18 protein-coding genes are annotated in these 17,436 nt (G+C 31.6%); 4 read left to right on the forward strand and 14 right to left on the reverse strand.

Annotation, left to right across the window (positions count from 1 at the left end; translation table 11 throughout):
* Positions 1-2: 2 nt before the first annotated feature.
* Complete coding sequence (locus tag GN138_RS01535; protein ID WP_157361551.1) at positions 3-1,415, forward strand: alkaline phosphatase; 1,413 nt, start codon at positions 3-5, stop codon at positions 1,413-1,415.
* Between the two features lie 377 nt (positions 1,416-1,792).
* Here GN138_RS01535 and GN138_RS01540 read toward each other — a convergent pair whose 3' ends face one another.
* The 4 genes from GN138_RS01540 to GN138_RS01555 are packed head-to-tail and all read right to left on the reverse strand — an operon-like array spanning position 1,793 to position 3,414.
* Positions 1,793-1,990 (reverse strand): hypothetical protein, encoded by a 198-nt coding sequence (locus tag GN138_RS01540; RefSeq protein WP_157361552.1) that lies wholly within the window; start codon positions 1,988-1,990, stop codon positions 1,793-1,795.
* A complete protein-coding gene (locus GN138_RS01545) occupies positions 1,975-2,190 on the reverse strand; it encodes a hypothetical protein (RefSeq protein WP_157361553.1) in 216 nt (71 codons plus the stop codon). Before GN138_RS01545 ends, GN138_RS01540 begins: the two co-directional genes overlap by 16 nt.
* Before the next feature lie 23 nt (positions 2,191-2,213).
* Positions 2,214-2,480, reverse strand: a complete 267-nt coding sequence (locus GN138_RS01550) for a DUF6090 family protein (RefSeq protein WP_157361554.1) — start codon at positions 2,478-2,480, stop codon at positions 2,214-2,216.
* Between the two features lie 58 nt (positions 2,481-2,538).
* Positions 2,539-3,414: a YihY/virulence factor BrkB family protein gene (locus tag GN138_RS01555; protein ID WP_157361555.1), complete on the reverse strand. Its 876-nt coding sequence runs from the start codon at positions 3,412-3,414 to the stop codon at positions 2,539-2,541.
* A 413-nt stretch (positions 3,415-3,827) separates the two neighbouring features.
* Here GN138_RS01555 and GN138_RS01560 point away from each other — a divergent pair, with 413 nt between their 5' ends.
* On the forward strand, positions 3,828-4,091 hold the full coding sequence (locus GN138_RS01560; RefSeq protein ID WP_157361556.1) for a hypothetical protein: 264 nt from the start codon (positions 3,828-3,830) through the stop codon (positions 4,089-4,091).
* A gap of 209 nt (positions 4,092-4,300) precedes the next feature.
* Here the strand turns inward: GN138_RS01560 and lpxD are convergent, their stop codons facing one another.
* From lpxD to GN138_RS01585, 5 genes are all read right to left on the reverse strand, one after another.
* Positions 4,301-5,290 (reverse strand): UDP-3-O-(3-hydroxymyristoyl)glucosamine N-acyltransferase, encoded by a 990-nt coding sequence (gene lpxD, locus GN138_RS01565; protein ID WP_157361557.1) that lies wholly within the window; start codon positions 5,288-5,290, stop codon positions 4,301-4,303.
* Positions 5,291-5,585: 295 nt separating this feature from the next.
* The gene (locus GN138_RS01570; RefSeq protein ID WP_157361558.1) at positions 5,586-6,704 is read right to left on the reverse strand and encodes a DEAD/DEAH box helicase; all 1,119 of its coding nucleotides are present in this window, start codon (positions 6,702-6,704) and stop codon (positions 5,586-5,588) included.
* A gap of 107 nt (positions 6,705-6,811) precedes the next feature.
* A complete protein-coding gene (locus tag GN138_RS01575) occupies positions 6,812-7,411 on the reverse strand; it encodes a DUF4251 domain-containing protein (RefSeq protein ID WP_157361559.1) in 600 nt (199 codons plus the stop codon).
* Between the two features lie 86 nt (positions 7,412-7,497).
* A complete protein-coding gene (locus GN138_RS01580) occupies positions 7,498-9,048 on the reverse strand; it encodes an SDR family oxidoreductase (RefSeq protein ID WP_157361560.1) in 1,551 nt (516 codons plus the stop codon).
* A gap of 38 nt (positions 9,049-9,086) precedes the next feature.
* Positions 9,087-10,640 (reverse strand): DEAD/DEAH box helicase, encoded by a 1,554-nt coding sequence (locus tag GN138_RS01585; protein ID WP_157361561.1) that lies wholly within the window; start codon positions 10,638-10,640, stop codon positions 9,087-9,089.
* A 205-nt stretch (positions 10,641-10,845) separates the two neighbouring features.
* On the opposite strand from GN138_RS01585, the gene GN138_RS01590 reads away from it, so the two are divergent.
* Entirely contained in the window at positions 10,846-11,781 is a 936-nt protein-coding gene (locus GN138_RS01590) for a M23 family metallopeptidase (protein ID WP_157361562.1), read from the forward strand.
* A gap of 59 nt (positions 11,782-11,840) precedes the next feature.
* Positions 11,841-14,075: a type IA DNA topoisomerase gene (locus GN138_RS01595; protein ID WP_157361563.1), complete on the forward strand. Its 2,235-nt coding sequence runs from the start codon at positions 11,841-11,843 to the stop codon at positions 14,073-14,075.
* 25 nt (positions 14,076-14,100) lie between these two features.
* Here GN138_RS01595 and GN138_RS01600 read toward each other — a convergent pair whose 3' ends face one another.
* The 5 genes from GN138_RS01600 to GN138_RS01620 form a co-directional block, all read right to left on the reverse strand.
* Entirely contained in the window at positions 14,101-14,922 is an 822-nt protein-coding gene (locus GN138_RS01600) for a carbonic anhydrase (RefSeq protein WP_157361564.1), read from the reverse strand.
* 121 nt (positions 14,923-15,043) lie between these two features.
* On the reverse strand, positions 15,044-15,508 hold the full coding sequence (locus tag GN138_RS01605; protein WP_157361565.1) for a GyrI-like domain-containing protein: 465 nt from the start codon (positions 15,506-15,508) through the stop codon (positions 15,044-15,046).
* A 116-nt stretch (positions 15,509-15,624) separates the two neighbouring features.
* Entirely contained in the window at positions 15,625-16,152 is a 528-nt protein-coding gene (locus GN138_RS01610) for a fasciclin domain-containing protein (RefSeq protein ID WP_157361566.1), read from the reverse strand.
* A 135-nt stretch (positions 16,153-16,287) separates the two neighbouring features.
* A complete protein-coding gene (locus tag GN138_RS01615) occupies positions 16,288-16,746 on the reverse strand; it encodes a cold-shock protein (protein ID WP_157361567.1) in 459 nt (152 codons plus the stop codon).
* A 218-nt stretch (positions 16,747-16,964) separates the two neighbouring features.
* On the reverse strand, positions 16,965-17,435 hold the full coding sequence (locus tag GN138_RS01620; RefSeq protein ID WP_157361568.1) for a DUF4251 domain-containing protein: 471 nt from the start codon (positions 17,433-17,435) through the stop codon (positions 16,965-16,967).
* Position 17,436 lies beyond the last annotated feature (1 nt).

Here is a 17,436-nt window from a genome sequence, read left to right on the forward strand (position 1 = left end):
ACATGAAAAGAAGAGATTTTTTTAAAAACGGTGCATTAACAGCCATGGGATTATCTGTTTTAAACCCATTAGAAACACATAGCACACCCATTTTAGATTCAGAATTTAAAAATAAAAAAGCCAAAAATATAATAATTATTGTTAGTGATGGTATGAGTATTGGCACATTAAACATGGCAGATTTATACCTATCTAGAAAAACAGGAAAAGGGTCTAATTGGCTACAATTGTATAAAGAGAATAAAGTCTCTAGAGCCTTAATGGATATGGCTTCTGCAAGTTCTATTGTAACAGATTCTGCAGCGGCAAGTTCTTCTTGGGGAGGCGGAAAACGTATTAGTAATGGTGCTATTAATGTAAGCAGCAATGGAGAGCAACATTTACCCATATGGCAAAAATTTAAACAGGCTGGTAAAAAAGCAGGCTGTGTTACAACTGTACCTATTACTCATGCAACGCCTGCAGGTTTTTGTGTAAATTCTAAAAAAAGAAATGCACAAGAAAAAATTGCAGAAAAATACTTAGCACAACAATTTGATGTTATGATGGGAGGAGGGCATAAGTACTTTTCTGCAGAAACCAGAAGCGATAAAAAAGACATGTATAAAGCTTTTAAAAAGGCAGGATATACTGTTGCAAAATCTAGAAAAAAAATGCTGGCGGCAAGTACAACAAAACCTTTATTAGGTGTGTTTGCTAATAACGGTTTACCGTATTCTAAAGACAGAGAACAAAATAAAGAACTATTAAAAAGTGTTCCAACACTTGCAGAAATGACAAAAAAAGCCATTGATAATATGAAAAATCACCCCAATGGCTTTGTATTACAAGTTGAAGCTGGTAAAGTAGATTGGGCTGCACATGGTAATGATATAGCTGGACTAATATATGATCAAGCCGCACATGATGAAGCTATAAAAGTAGCTATGGATTTTGCAGAAAAAGACCAAAACACTTTAGTAATTATCACCACTGATCACGGAAATGCAAACCCTGGAGTTATATACGGACACCAGGCTAATGATAATTTTGATAGCATACAAAACTATAAACATACCAATGATTGGGTTTTAAATGGTTTAGGAAAAGAATCTTCAATTTCACAAATAAAAGAGCGCATATCATATGCCAATAATTTTAGTGTTACCGATGATGAAGCCAAACTTTTATTAAGCTATTATTCTAATTTAATAACCGAAGATGGACTTTATAATCCTAAACATTTACCATTTAAACCTTTAGCAGAAATACAGAAACAATACAATTCGGTTGGTTGGATTAGTATGCAACATTCTGCAGATTATGTAGAATTAGCCATGTATGGTCCAGGAAGCCAATTATTAAAACCGTTTATAAAAAATACCGATTTACATTATTTAATGTTGCAAGCTGCTGAAGTAGAAAATAAATTTTAATAGCTATTGGAAGTTAAACTCATTAACATTAGCTAAAAGGTCAATTAAAAGGAAGAACCATTTTGAAACTGTAATAAGGTTTTAGAGCATTTATATATAAAGCGCATTAATGTTTATTAGTGCGTTTTTTTGTATCAATTTATATATTATTAATCTCACAGTATTTGTTTATTTAATCATGAACGTTATACTTTATAGATATTAGGACACTGCGTGTCACTAAAACTATAATTATGTCAAATATCGCTAAAAAGCGCTATTACGTAAATTGCTACAGATTGTCCTATAATTTATATTATGTAAAATAGTATTTATTATTACTCACCTCACTTATAAATTTACTATTACAATTGGTTTTGTAAAACACAGTAAATCTTCTACTCGGTTTTAATCAGTGTATTTAATTCTTCTAAGTGTGTATTTAAAAGAGTTTCAACTTCAGCTAAAATGTCATCATAACCATTTACATATAAAAAACGCATATGCAATACACGGTTTCTATAATCATCAGAACCAAAATATTTATATTCTTCAACCGTAAAATTACGTTTGTCACCAACTAATTTTTCATCCAACTAAAATTATCTTTAATATAATTGATATTCTTTATCAATTCATCTTTCATAATGTCTTCCATTGGTCGTAACGTGCGATCCATTACATTATAATCTTGCTGAATTTCTAGAAGCTTGTTAGATAAGTCCGAATTATTAGAAGCTACATGATCTAAAGATGATGATAATATTGGGTTAACTGGTAAAAACTGAATACTCATAGTGAATAAAAACGGCGCAGACTCTATAGATTATACTGCTTTAATTGTTCTTTTATGTCTTGCCGAGGTTCCGCAACAATAGTGATATCCTTTGTTATTTTCTTTTCAATTTGTTTGGCAATTTTAACCAATTCTCTTTCGGCTTTTTTGTCTTCATTATAATTGTTAATGGTTACGGCAACTAAAATGCCAATTACCACCAATATAATTTCGCCAATAGCATATAGAAGATATTTTTTTAGACGCTTCCCTTCTATCGTTTTAAATCTAAATTTGTTGAATAATTTCATAAATTCATTTAATCGTAAATTACAAAAAAAGTGAGTATACCGTAATGAATTTTATAATTTAAGATATATAATCGTCTTCAATATAATGATTTGCATACTCTTTGGTAAAATGGGCACCATATAATAAAATTAAGCTCGAGTAAGATACCCAAAGCATTATTAGAATAATAGATCCAGCAGCACCATACGTAGAACCTGGTTCCATGGTATTAAAATATAAAGCTAAAAGGTATTTGCCAATTAAGAACATAATAGTGGTTAATGCAGCACCAACACGCACGGAAGCCCATTTAATTTTTGCCGATGGTAAATACTTAAACATGGCAGCAAAAAGTACGTATATAAAACTTAACGAGACTAAAAAGTCAATTACATATAAAAAATCGAACCAATTTTCTGGTAAAAAACGGTTTAATTGTTTACTGAAAGCACTTAATAAAGAGGTTAAAACAAAACTGGTTAACAACAAAAAGCCCAGAATTAATATAAACCCAAAACTCTTTAATCGGCTCATTACAGTAGATATAATATTGTTTTTATAAGCTGGTACTTGTTCCCAAATATCATCTAGTGCCGATTGTATTTGAAAAAACACTCCTGTAGAACCATATAATAACGTTGCAATACCCATTATAGTTGCAAAAACAGAAGTTTTCTCTGCGCTTTTATTTTTAATTATAGTTCTAATAGCGTCTGCAGCATCTGCTCCAATAGCTTTTGTTATCTCATCTAATAATTCACCTTGTACAATATCTTCGCCCAAAAAATTACCTACTACTTTAAGTATAATAATCACCAAAGCTGGTAATGATAGTACAGCGTAATAGGCTACAATAGCACTGCGCTCAAAGGGTTGGCCATTAAACCAAGATTTAAATGATGTTACTAGCAATTTTGGGAAATCTTTTATTTTAAAGCTTTGCGATGTGGTCATAATCTAAATTTCTATGGTTAAAATTAGATAACCTAGCACTCAGCCTTTAACTGATATGCTACAATTACTATTCTAAATACAATCGAAGTCTTGTATATAGACCAAAAAAAAGCCCATCAAAAACTGATGAGCCTCCATAATACTAGGTTAAGTAATATATATATTTTAAATACTGATGATGTTTACTGAATATTTAATAACTACAGATTAATATTCAACAATAATGCCAAAATAAAATCACCTGTTAATTAACGGATAATATGTTCATTATATAGGTATAATCGGTAAATATGGTCGTTTCATCATACAAATTAGAGCTACCAACTAATAGATGATACCTTTGTCTTAGATTTCCCTCAATCTACTACTCCAATTGAGTTTTATATTTAGTTGGTGATTAAAATGAAAATATTATGGAAACAAAATTCTCTTTGTTTAACCAGATTAACAGCTTGTGCTACTGGTTATTAATTTCTAGTGATTACAGAACTTCGGTAAAATTAGATGCAGAAAACGATACGTATAGTGTTTGTATTAAGCATGCTGGTGTAGAACTTTACGCTAATACTATTAAAGGCTTTAGTAAAAGAAATGCTAGTTTCTTAGAGCACGAATTAGATGGTATGGTAGCTGGTTTGTTGCATTTAAAACAAAATGTTGAGCAGAAATCAGCTTAATTCTTCGCCTTAAATAACAATTTATATAGTAACATTAATTTGAGTGTTTCAACTTTTTTGTTGAAATGAAGAATTAGACGTCAGTTCGAGTGAATTTGAAATAGCAAATTTGTATCGAGAACCTTTATTCACTAGATGCTTCTCAATACAAAATTTTAAAAAACGAATTTCACTCGAAGTGACGATTAAATTGTATTTATGTTTGAAGTTTAGCGCGCTAATTTTCTAAGCGCCACCCATTGTTTCAACATTTCCCTAGAATCTACAGCAGGATAACCCAAAACTGTTTTTCCGGCTTCAACATCATTCATAACGCCAGAACCTGCACCAACGGTTGCACCAGAATGAATAGTGGTATGGTCTTTTATAGAAGCGCTTCCTCCTATAACTACACCATCACCTAAGGTTACAGAACCTGCCAGACCAGAGTTTCCTGCCATAATACAAGAACGACCAAGGACACAGTTGTGCGCAATTTGAACCAAATTATCAATTTTACAACCATCGCCTAAAATAGTAGAACTAAACTTACCACGATCCACACAAGAATTGGCACCTATTTCTACACCATTACCAATGACTACGTTTCCTATATGCGGAATTTTCACAAGTCCTCTTCCATCTTCACTTGGACGATAACCAAAACCATCGGCACCAATACTTACATTATTATGAAAAATACAATGACTACCAATAACAGAACGCTCTCTAATTATAGTCCCAGACCAAATCGTAGTATGCGCTCCAATGGTAGTATCATCTAAAATGGTCACGTTAGGGTAAATGGTAACATTATCGCCTATAACCACGTTTTTTCCAATGTAAGCACCAGCACCTACTCTACTTCCATTACCAATTTTAGCAGTAGCATCAATGTTAGCTGCAGGATGAATATCAGTTTCAAAATGAGGCGCTTCTGGTGTAAAAGATTCTAGTAATTGTGCCATAGTTAAGTCGGCATTTTTTACTTTAATTAAGACTCTATTTTCACCTGGTTCTATATCTAAATTATCATTTACAATAGCTAAACTCGCTTTAGATTCTGGCCAAAGTTTTGCGAATTTTCGGTTACCTATAAAGGTGGCTTGATTTTCGGTAGCATTTTGAATTTGTTCTAATCCTGTGATTTTATGAGTTGTAGAACCTACAACTTCGCCGTTTACAAAGGCATTAATCTCCTCAATTGTGAATGATTTCATTGCTGTTATATCGTTGTATATAGTTTATTTAGACAGACAAGATAGTACTTAAAAATTGAAATGCAATTTTCTGCTGCTCTAAGCTATGATTTTTGTACTTGAATTGTGAGGAAGTAATTTTCGTTAAATGGATTATTTAATTGGATTTGTTATTCCGAATGAGGAACGAAGAGGAATCTCATCCTATAAGCTTATAAATGAATTGTATAGTAAATTTAGAATTATGTAATGTGATTTCTCGTCGTTCGTTCCTCACGCCGTCGAAATGACAAGAAGGCCCTAAAACTTACGGAAACTACATAGTAATCTCTCTAAACACAATACCTAAAGCCTTTTGCGTATCAATAACTTTTTGCATTTCACCAGGAATAATCAATGCAATAGATTGCCCGGTTTTACCAGCTCTTGCGGTTCTACCACTTCTGTGTGTGTAATAATCTATATGCTCTGGTAACTGATGATGCAACACAAACCCAAGATTATTAACATCGATACCTCTTGCCGAAACATCAGTAGAAATAAGGACTTGCAAACTTTCATTTTTAAAAGCACGCATTACTTTATCACGTTCTTTTTGTTGCATATCACCTTCTAATGCGCCAACGGCAAAACCTTCATGTTGTAATTGTTCTGACAGCGCTTTTGCACCAGCTTTAGTTCTGCAGAAAATAATTCCTCGTTCATCTGGACGCTTATCTAAAATGCGAATAATCATATTCACTTTATCCTTAATCGTCGTTTGTATATAATGATGTGAAATATTCTCGTTTACCAATGCATTTTTGTTCACTTCTACTCTAACTGCGTTTGGTGACATGTAGTTTTTTATGATATTTTTAATTTCTACAGGCATAGTTGCTGAGAACAACCAAGTATTTCTTCGAGAGGTATTAAACTTTAAGATTTTATTTAAATCCTCTTTAAAACCCATGCTTAGCATTTCATCAGCTTCATCTAAAACCAAAATTTTAATTTTAGAAATATCTACAGCACCTCGTTCTATTAAATCGAGTAAACGACCAGGTGTTGCTACAATAATATGAGTAGTTCTCTTCAGTTTATTAATCTGTTTATCTATTTTTTCGCCACCATAAACACCTTCAGCAAATATTTTATGTTCTATATACTTTGTAAACCTAAATAATTGTTTCTGAATTTGCTGTACCAACTCTCTTGTTGGTGCAATAATTAAAGCCTGCACACTAGAATTATAAGTATCAATAGCATGTAAAACAGGTAAACCAAAAGCTGCTGTTTTACCAGTACCTGTTTGTGCTAAACCAATTAAATCTGTTTTAGATTCTAGTAAAACAGGAATTACAGTTTCTTGTATTTCAGTAGGCTTAACAATGTTTAGCTCTTTTAGACCTTTAATATATGATTTATGAATTCCTAATTCTGAAAATGTAGCCATAGTTTATTTATTGTGGTGCAAAGGTAATTTGTCCTTTGTATAAACAATAGAATTATTGGTAAAATATAAATGATTTTTAAGGTAGTAAAAAAGAACACCAAAATTGGTTATTGAAAGACAATGTCATCCCTTAGCGTTCCTGAATAATTTATAAAGCTTTTAAAAGTTGATGCTATGTTTACATTAACCTTATTATTAGGAAATATCTCTATTTTAACTTCGTAATTCTCGGAAATTTCATCTTCCTGATTCGTGGTGAATTTTATCTCTAGTTTTCGTTTCTTTTCATTAATTCCTTTTAGATAATCTTTAGGTAAACCATTAAACACAATACCACCATTGGTACCACCATAATGCCCGCCACTTAAGCGTCTTTCTCCAAAAAACGATAAATTTCCTTTTACAGAATCCGACTTTATTTGTACAAAATGACCATCTCCCGAAACATCGATTCTACTTGCATTATTACCAGTCCTAGACAACAACAAAGCATTTGCAACTTGCTGTGTAGCCAAGGTATTTAATGGATATACAACTTCTATATCTATGTAATAAGCATCTCTATCCATTAACATTTGTAACTTGTTAATGTCATCTAAGCGTGTTTTACTTGAAGAAACGCTATTAGATTTACAACTCCATAATACAATTGTAAAAACTAATACTAAAATTAAATGTAATGGTTTAAATAATGAATTCTTGTACATAATGTACTAAAGATACTATTAAAACATTAAATTAACAATAGCATTAACAGTCTTTTAGAAGTAATAATAGGAACTAAAATTTCTAATTACCAACTGATAGGTCGATAATCTTTTAAGAATTTACCAGACCAATGTTTACCAGTATTAATACCATCAAATAAAGGATCCATTACTCTAGCTGCACCATCTACAATGTCTAAAGGTGGTTGAAAATCGTGCAACTCTTGTTTGCGTTTTGCGAGTTCTGCAGGATCTTCATCAGTTACCCAACCTGTATCTACGGCATTCATATAAATACCATGTTTGGCTAAACTACCAGCTGAAGTATGGGTTAACATATTTAAAGCCGCTTTAGCCATATTGGTATGTGGATGACGATCTTCTTTAAAAAACGTATGAAACTTTCCTTCCATTGCTGAAACATTGATAATGTGCTTTTTACCAGTGTTCTCTTTCTTCATTACTTCAGATAAACGATTACACAAAACAAAAGGTGCTACAGAATTTACTAACTGTACTTCTATCATTTCTGTGGTCTCAATTTCACCTAATTTTAAGCGCCAACTGTTTGTTTTTCTTAAATCTATTTGTTGTAAATCGGCATCTAATTTTCCTTCAGGAAATACCTCTTGCGCTACTAAAGTGTTATCAAAACTGTATGGAATTTGCGACAGTTTAGCCGACGAACGCAAACCAATGCCTGGTTCTGGTCCATGCCAAGTTACAGGCATATTTTTATTAGAAGATGCGCCTGGTGTTAATTCTTTTAATTCTTGTAAACATTCGGTATGATCCTTCAGTAAATCGCGTGCAAATTTTGGTAATTCTTCTATTGGTCGTTCTTCATTTGGCATGAGATGACTATAAAATCCTGCTGGACGTCTTACCGTCTGCGCTGCATTATTTATAAGAATATCTAATTTCTCATAACGTTGCTCAATAAAATTACAGAAGATTTCTACACTAGGAATATGTCTTAAATCTAAACCGTGAATTTTTAATCGGTGTCCCCATTCTGTAAAGTCCTCTTCTTTAGAAAAACGCAAAGCAGAATCTACAGGAAAACGCGTAGTAGCAATTACAGTAGCACCAGCACGCAATAACATTAAAGTAATGTGATATCCAATTTTTAAGCGAGAACCAGTAATTACAGCTACTTGGCCTTTTACATCTGCAGTTTGAAAGCGTTTAGCGTAATTAAAATCACCACATTCTTGGCACATGGTATCATAAAAGTGATGCAGTTTTGTATACAGTGTTTTACATACATAACAGTTTCTAGGAGATTCTAATTCTAACTGTTCTTTTGCCTTTAAATCGGCTTCTGGCAATAGTTTAGGTGCTACAAAAACATGCGCTTCTCTTGCACTTCTAATACCTGTTTCTTTACGCGCATGTCTATCTCGTGCGGCTTGCTTTCGTTTTGCCGCTTTTTTAGCATCTTTTTTACGACGCGAAAACTCTTCTCTACTTGGGCGAGATAATTGCCCAGAAGCTTTAATTAAAGCCGTTCGTTGTGGTTTAGGAATTTCAAATATTTGATTGGTATTCTTTACTAAACGCTCTAAAGTAGCAATACATTTTTCAATGTCATCTAAAGAAATATCTTCAGGCTCATTTATTTGTTTTTCGCTCATATAACAATAAATTAGTAGTACATATTTAATGCTATATGTTAATCTTCAGGAGGATAACCATGAATTTCTTCAAACTTTTCATCAAAATTAGTTCTTAGATAAGAATTTAATTTCTTCTGATAATCGTCTTTTAACCATTTTAAGAAATTATACGTACTTCTACTAATACATTTAGCATAGGTTTCTATACGTTGATTTATATCATCTTTTAACAATTTTGCTAAAGCCAAAGCATCATAGACATCCTCACTGTTTTCTATACAAATTTTAGCATGTTGTTCTATAGAACGTTCTAAAACCACTTTAGATGATTCTCCTTTAGCTACGGCATCTTTGTAGGTTTGCTTAATATCAAAATACGTTTCTTCAGATTTAGAAAATTCTTCTTTTACCTCTTCTGAAAGATCGTGCTTAAAATTAGCCTCTATTACTTCATCATCTTTAATACGGTCTGCAAACCAATTAGGCGAATTAAAAATGGTTTGCCAATCTAAATCTGCTCCCCAAGGTCCAAAGCGATAAAGATTATTACCTAAATCAATGGTAGTAAATTTTGTTTTATTATTTAGAATACGAGAACCACGACCAATCATCTGGTAATACAAGGTCAACGATTTTGTAGCTCTATTTAATATAATAGTGTCAATGGTTGGCTCATCAAAACCAGTTGTTAAAATACTTACAGACGTTAAAATGGCATCTGGTGTTTCATGAAACCATTTTAAAATTTGCTTACGCTGTTTTTTAGTTGCTGTATTATCTAAGTGCATTATTGGTAAATCTGCTTCTTTAAAAGCATAATACACATTAATTGACGTGTTAATTCCGTTATTAAAAATTAAAGTTTTTTTACCTAGAGAATGCTTTTTATAGGCATCTAATAGTTTTTGTAACATGGCAGGACTCGAGTATAAATCTTCTGAAGATTTAACCGTATAATCTCCATTAGAACCTACTTCTAAAGAGGTTAAACCCATGTCATATGCATAGGTTTCTGCTCTAGCCAAAAACTCATTTTCTATAAGATTTGCTATTGTTTCACCTGTAATAAGTTCATCGTAATTATCCTTCATAGGCAAATCTTTATTAGAACTTAAAGGTGTTGCCGTAACACCAAGAATAAAAGATTTTTCAAAAAACTTAAACAGTTTTGTAAAGGAGTTATAATGCGCCTCATCAATAATAACTAAACCAACATCAGAAATATCTAACATGTCGTCATTTAATCTATTATTTAAGGTTTCTACCATAGCCACAAAGCAAGAATACTCTGCTTGGTCATCTAAATTAGCCTTACTATTAACAACTTTGTTAGTCACACCAAAACCATCTAGCATTTTAGCGGTTTGGTTACAAAGTTCCACTCTATGCGTCATTATTAATACCTTTTTATTGTGGTTTTTTAGGTATTGGCGCACCATTTCAGAGAAGATTACTGTTTTACCACCACCTGTTGGTAACTGGTATAATAAATGGTAATCATCACGTTCTGTGTCAAACTTTTCAAATATTTGTTTTATAGCACCTTGTTGGTAATCATATAACTCTTTATCCGTTTTCTTTTCTTGAACAGCTTGATTTGGTTGAGACATAAATATAGTTTAGGGTTTTATTTTGAAGATGCAAATTTACAACACTTTCCTACACAAAAAAAGTAAGAAGCCAATTGATATGTATTGAAATTGCTGATTTCCCTAGATTTTTTTCATCAAACTCGGTTGAATTTTAAATTTTATCTAGAAATAATAATTATTATATCTTTACGTTTTTAAAGTTTGTTAGATTACATATCCCTCTATGAAAAACATCTTTTTCTTTATTGCTTTTATATGTTCTATTTGTTGCATTTTTGCACAGAGTGATTCCGTACAAAACGTTATTAAAATTGAATTACATCCTTTAAAATTAAATAAGAGTAACCTTAACACTTACATTACCATTCCTTTAGTTTCTAGATCTGAAACAGTTACAACTTCTACGGATATAACAGGAGAATTTTGGGATAATACCAATCACAATCCTTATAGAGAAGTAATTCAAAAATATCCTTTAGAAATAGAATTTACAGACAGTACTTTTGCTTCACCTGTGCCACATACAAAAGTGGTAACATCTCATTATGGTTGGCGAAGAGGTCGTCCGCATAACGGTATTGATATTGATTTAGTTACTGGCGATAGCGTTGTTGCTATTTTAGATGGTGTGGTTAGAATAGCAAAATACTCTAGAGGATTTGGTAACGTGGTTGTAGTGAGACATTATAACGGTTTAGAATCTACTTATGCCCATTTATCTCATATTAATGCAAAAGCTAACGACTCTATAAAAAAGGGCGAATACCTAGGAAAAGGTGGTAATACAGGTAATTCTAGAGGCAGTCATTTACATTTAGAATTAAGTTATAAAGGTCATCCAATTCACCCAGAATATTTATTCGATTTTTCAGATAAAAACACCATAAGAGCACAACGTATTTGGGTGACTCAAAAATGGACGCACGCTAGGTTTCATAACTCCAAACGAGTAAGCCCTATAAAGGTTATTAAATCTGAGGATGAAGCTGCTCTACTTAGTTTAACACAACAACCAAAATTTTACGTTGTTAAAAAAGGAGATACCCTTTATGGTATTTCTAGACGAAACCACATGTCACTAGCAAGACTCTGTAAAACAAACTCTATAAATCAATCTACGACATTAAAAATTGGTCAGAAATTAGTTTTAGAACCGTAAATATTTTACTTCCTGTTTATAAAATTCTGTATTTTCGCAGTCCTTAAAATTTACAATTTTTGAAAGTTTGTATTGCAGAAAAACCAAGTGTTGCCAGAGAAATTGCCGCTGTATTAGGAGCTACCACCAAACGAGATGGTTACTTTGAAGGTAACGGTTATGCAGTAACTTACACCTTTGGTCACCTTTGTACTCTGTTTGAACCTGCAGATTACAAGCCTTATTGGAAAAGCTGGGATTTAAACAATTTACCAATGTTACCAGAAAAGTTTAAGGTTAAAGTAGCTAATAATGATGGCATTAAAAAGCAATTTAATATTGTAAAAAGTTTATTTGATAAAGCCGAAGTTGTTATAAACTGTGGTGATGCTGGCCAAGAAGGAGAGCTTATTCAACGTTGGGTAATTAATGAAGCAAATTATACAGGAAAAGTTCAACGATTATGGATTTCTTCGTTAACTACTGAAGCTATTAAAGAAGGATTTAAAAATCTTAAACCTGCAGAAAATTATGATAATTTGTATTATGCAGGTTTTTCGCGCTCCATTGGCGATTGGCTGTTAGGTATTAATGCCACACGACTTTATACTGTTAAACATGGCGGTTACAAGCAAGTCTTATCTGTTGGACGCGTACAGACACCTACTCTAGCGATGCTTGTAAATCGGTTTAAGGAAATTGAAAACTTTGTACCACAACCGTATTGGGAGTTACAAACATTATATAAAGATACACTTTTTAGTTACGAAGAAGGGCGTTTTCTTAAAATGGAAGATGGCGAAAAATTAGCTAACAAGGTAAAAGAAGATGAATTTGAGATTGTTTCAATCACAAAAAAGAAAGGAACAGAATATGCTCCAAAACTTTTTGACCTTACAGGTTTACAAGTGTATTGTAATACTAAATTTGGATTTTCAGCAGATGATACACTAAAAATAGCTCAGAAATTATACGAAAAAAAAGCAGTTACCTATCCAAGAGTTGATACCACTTTTTTACCAAATGATGTTTACCCTAAAGTAAAAGGCATTTTATCTAAACTAACTGATTACTCTTATCTTACAGAATCTATTTTAAACAAAAAGATTAAAAAGTCTTCTCGTGTTTTTAACGATAAAAAAGTTACCGATCACCATGCTATTATTCCTACCGGAATACAAACACATTTACAATACAACGAACAACAAGTTTATGATATTATAGTAAAACGTTTTATTGCAGTTTTCTATGACGATTGTAAGGTATCTAACACCACAGTAATTGGCAAAGCTTCAGACGTAAATTTTAAAACTACAGGAAAAGAAATACTTTCTAAAGGTTGGCGTGTTGTTTTTGAAAAGAAAGATGGAACTTCTTCTTCTAATACATCAAAAGATAAATTACTACCCACTTTTGTTAAAGGTGAAAAAGGACCACACAAACCTTCCTTTTTAGAAAAACAAACCAAGCCACCTAATCAATACACTGAAGCTTCCCTTCTGCGTGCTATGGAAACCGCAGGCAAGCAAGTAGAAGATGAAGAATTAAGGGATTTAATGAAAGAAAATGGTATTGGTCGTCCATCAACCCGTGCAAACATCATTGAAACACTTTTTAGGCGTAAATATATTAAGCGAAACAAAAAACAGATTTTACCAACAATAACTGGCATACAATTAATTGACACCATTCAGAATGAACTTTTAAAATCTGCAGAACTTACAGGTTCTTGGGAGAAGCAATTAAAAGATATTGAAAAAGGAGAATTCAGCGCAAGTGCCTTTATTAGAGGCATGAAACGTATGGTTGATGCTTTAGTCTACGAGGTCCGTAGCGAAAAAGTACAAACTAGAATATCTGCTATAAACAATAAACCTGCAGGAAACGGAAAAGCAAAAACCAAAACTAAACCAACAACTTTAGTAGGTAATTCTTGTCCTAAATGTAAAAATGGTCAGCTTTTAAAAGGTAAAACAGCTTATGGTTGCAATCTTTATGGTAAGTCTTGTGATTTTACCTTGCCATTTAGTTTTGGTGAGAAGAAAATTTCTGAAAAACAATATATACGCTTACTATCTAAAGGCTCTACAGTAAATTTAAAAGGCTTTAAAATTGAAGGACAAGTGTCTGAAGGCTTATTACGATTTGATGATAATTTTAAATTAAAATTTGAACCAAAACAAGTTGCAAAACAACCACCATTACAAGCTGGAGATGCGTGCCCTAAATGTAAAACAGGTAAAATTTTAAAAGGAAAAACGGCCTTTGGCTGCAGTAATTACAAAAGCGGTTGCAATTTTAGGGTTGGGTTTTAAATTTTGTTTAGTATCTATAATAAGTTTACATCTTACCTATTTGCGTGCTACTTTGGTGAACTATTCTTCCATTTATAGGTTGTGTATTTCTATAATTATTTACAGGCATTAATTTTTGCAATTCCATTACTTGCTCTAAAGACACGGTAATTGGGTCCTTAAATACAAACCAAGATACGTCCTCTGTACAAGGTGGCGTTGTTAAAGAGCCTCCATAAGAATAGTATGTCTTATTTTTTGGTAAATTTAGATTGATATCAAAATCTTTATCAATTTGTTTAGTATCTCCATTATAAATAGGAAGATAATTTTCTAAAAAGGTAAAAGCCTCACTGCTTTCTCCTTCTTTAGCCATTACTGCTATTACAGCAATCTTATTATCCTTATTAGCGTGCACTAAATGCATCTCTAAAGGATACCGAATACCATTTATAGTATGTTCTGAAGGTTCATGAAAATGAATTTGTTTTAACTCATAATCATTTCCTTCTAAAGAAATAAAATCACCCTTTTCAAAATTATATTGAATTGAATGTCCATTATTAGTGACTTCATGAATTTTTACATGACTAGAATAATGGGTTTCAATAGGCTTTAATGAAGCATCTTCTACAACATCAATATCTAAAATGTTTATAGGAGATTGCCGTTTTCCATCACAGTCAGATTGTTTTTCAATCTCAGACCAATGCTCAGGTCCAGTTTCGCCAACATAAGTCCAATGATTATGCTCATTATCTAAATTTGCATGAGCCTTTTCTTCATGACGTATCGTCTTATCATTGGTTTGATTACAAGACATTAACAGTAAAACTGCTAAAAATAATAGTGAGGATTTATGCTTCATTTCACAACAGATTTAGTTACTAATAGAAGTTAAATTTCACTAGTAAATTTACAAAATCTATTTTATAGCACCATCTAATTTAGCCGTAAAATTTAATGTTTTTATTAAAGAATAATTATCACTATTTAGAACAAATAGGAACATAAAAATCCTCCTCAGAATCTGGACTTCCATTAATATAACGCTCTCCCATTACTTGAAAATGAGGACGATTATCAATTTTGTATCCAGAAGTTGGCAACCATTCTGTTATTATACTTTGATATGTGGCAGCTGCATTAATGCCCTTATGATTAAACACAGCATACAAGCCCTTAAGTATTGTTAGTTTTAGCATGTCTTTAGGAATATTTTCAAAATCTGAAACTTCTACACATGCCCATATATCAAATGCTTTTTCAGTGGAATTGAAATCTTCATAAACTTGAATGGCTATATATTCAGAATTTAAGTTGTTTAGAATTTCTTTGCTTCTTGGTCTAAATTTTTTCCAAAGACTTACAATGTTAGCATACTGTCCATGTAGCATTCTACTTTTATTTCCAACGAGGTATTTATCTGCTATTGCAACTAATTTTGGCTTCATTTTTTGTTTGTTTATTAATAGTTGATAAAAAAAGCACAAGTTAAACACTTGTGCTTTTAAGAATTAGCAAAACCTACTAATGTACCAATTCTTACCCTAAACTTATAACGCAAATATTACAAGCTTGGTATAACTAAAGTATCAATTATATGAATAACACCATTAGAACATGTTTTATCTGTTAATACCAACGTAGATACATTACCAGATTCATCTTTTAATATTATGTTATCATTTTGTTTTAAAGCTATTAATTGACCTCCATTTAGCATCTTAAATTTAGCTTCTCCTCTACCCTTTTTTATAGCTTTTAAAATTTTATCTTTACTAAAATCACCAATAATAATGTGGTATTTTAAAACTTCTTGCAATTGTTCTTTATTATCGGTTTGCAGAAGGATATTTTTTGCATCTTTTGTTAATTTATTAAATGCATCGTTAGATGGTGCAAAAATAGTATACAAATTTTCTTCTTTAAGCGAATCTAATAAGTCAGCATTTTTAATTGATTTTGATAATGTTGTTAGTGCCTGAGAATTATCTATCTCTTTAATAACATTGTTAGATGTTTTATTTTGAGCAATTGCTCCAAGTAAAATTGTACAGGTTAAAACCAATGTAGAAATAATTTTTAACGATTTCATGATTTTGAGATTTGAGATTTGAGATTTGAGATTTGAGATTTGAGATTTGAGATTTGCAAGTTAATATAAAATCTTTATTTAACAAAAAAGCCATTATTAACTAAAATAATGGCTTTAAATTTTTCTATAATGACGTTAAGCTTGTTTTACTTTAACAGCATTCATTCCACGTTGTCCTTTTTCAAGTTCAAAGGTTACATTATCATTTTCAGCAATGTCATCTATAATACTGCTTACATGTGTAAAATGTTTTTCGTTAGTTTCTGAATCAATAATAAAACCGAAACCTTTTGAATTGTCATAAAATGAAACTTTACCTTTTCTAATTGGATCAAACTCTTCAACTTCTGAATCATCTTTTTGAGGTACACCAATAACAATGTTCTCTGCTTTTACCTTAACTTTCATTGAAGGATCAGGTGGTGTATCTGTTAAATTACCATTATGATCCACATAAGCTAATGGAATTCCACTAGAACCATTCTCTTCTTTTTGAAGCTTACGCGCTTCCATTTTTTTACGCTTATCTTCGCGTTTTTTTAATCGTTTTTTTTCTTTTTCACTTTTACTAAAAGTCTGTTGTGATTTAGCCATTCGTAGTTTTAAATATTAATATCTGTGGGCTTTTGAAAATATTGTAATGCAAACAAGTTAATTATCTTAACAATGAATAGTATTAGAGTCTAGTGCAATAACTTGTGGGAAAGCTATTTTTTGTAGTATATCTTCAATAAGACAAGTACAAATATATAAAATATATAACAACTATCTTGCTAATACATTCTTCAAGTCATTAAATAAAAACCAAATACTTATAGGTTATTTAAACTACCTGTCCATTTAACAGTAGTATCATCCTCTTTTGTTAAAGTTAAAAATGCTTTTCCGTTAGGTTTAACTTCAATGTTAACAGAGACCAATCCAGAATCTGTATTGGCATTAAAATTAATAGAAATTTGTTGTATTTGATCTTTAAAATTAACAGAGTAATCTTCAATATCTCCTTCTAAATTAATAGTTTTATTTTCAGATGTTGGCGCTGATATATTACCAGAGACTTCAGCTCCATCAATTTTTAGTTGATTATTTTCAGTTAAACTTTCACGTGTTCCTTCTCCTAAAACCAAATCTCCTTGATAAACAAATTTCTTAGAGCTAACTAACTCTTTAGAGTTTTGATATGTAGACTCAAACATATCCTTTTGGCTTTTTTTACCTTGTGCGCATACAAAAGTAGTTGCTGAAATACTTAAAATAAATACTAGTGAAATTAATTTCTTCATG

This window comes from Winogradskyella endarachnes, from assembly GCF_009741275.1.
Taxonomy (GTDB): domain Bacteria; phylum Bacteroidota; class Bacteroidia; order Flavobacteriales; family Flavobacteriaceae; genus Winogradskyella; species Winogradskyella endarachnes.

Bases quoted from the DNA above. Each gene is read 5' to 3' on its own strand.
- GN138_RS01535 (WP_157361551.1), top strand. From the start codon at position 3: ATGAAAAGAAGAGATTTTTTTAAAAACGGTGCATTAACAGCCATGGGA.
- GN138_RS01545 (WP_157361553.1), bottom strand. From the start codon at position 2,190: ATGAGTATTCAGTTTTTACCAGTTAACCCAATATTATCATCATCTTTA.
- GN138_RS01550 (WP_157361554.1), bottom strand. From the start codon at position 2,480: ATGAAATTATTCAACAAATTTAGATTTAAAACGATAGAAGGGAAGCGT.
- GN138_RS01555 (WP_157361555.1), bottom strand. From the start codon at position 3,414: ATGACCACATCGCAAAGCTTTAAAATAAAAGATTTCCCAAAATTGCTA.
- GN138_RS01560 (WP_157361556.1), top strand. From the start codon at position 3,828: ATGGAAACAAAATTCTCTTTGTTTAACCAGATTAACAGCTTGTGCTAC.
- lpxD (WP_157361557.1), bottom strand. From the start codon at position 5,290: ATGAAATCATTCACAATTGAGGAGATTAATGCCTTTGTAAACGGCGAA.
- GN138_RS01570 (WP_157361558.1), bottom strand. From the start codon at position 6,704: ATGGCTACATTTTCAGAATTAGGAATTCATAAATCATATATTAAAGGT.
- GN138_RS01575 (WP_157361559.1), bottom strand. From the start codon at position 7,411: ATGTACAAGAATTCATTATTTAAACCATTACATTTAATTTTAGTATTA.
- GN138_RS01580 (WP_157361560.1), bottom strand. From the start codon at position 9,048: ATGAGCGAAAAACAAATAAATGAGCCTGAAGATATTTCTTTAGATGAC.
- GN138_RS01585 (WP_157361561.1), bottom strand. From the start codon at position 10,640: ATGTCTCAACCAAATCAAGCTGTTCAAGAAAAGAAAACGGATAAAGAG.
- GN138_RS01590 (WP_157361562.1), top strand. From the start codon at position 10,846: ATGAAAAACATCTTTTTCTTTATTGCTTTTATATGTTCTATTTGTTGC.
- GN138_RS01600 (WP_157361564.1), bottom strand. From the start codon at position 14,922: ATGAAGCATAAATCCTCACTATTATTTTTAGCAGTTTTACTGTTAATG.
- GN138_RS01605 (WP_157361565.1), bottom strand. From the start codon at position 15,508: ATGAAGCCAAAATTAGTTGCAATAGCAGATAAATACCTCGTTGGAAAT.
- GN138_RS01610 (WP_157361566.1), bottom strand. From the start codon at position 16,152: ATGAAATCGTTAAAAATTATTTCTACATTGGTTTTAACCTGTACAATT.
- GN138_RS01615 (WP_157361567.1), bottom strand. From the start codon at position 16,746: ATGGCTAAATCACAACAGACTTTTAGTAAAAGTGAAAAAGAAAAAAAA.
- GN138_RS01620 (WP_157361568.1), bottom strand. From the start codon at position 17,435: ATGAAGAAATTAATTTCACTAGTATTTATTTTAAGTATTTCAGCAACT.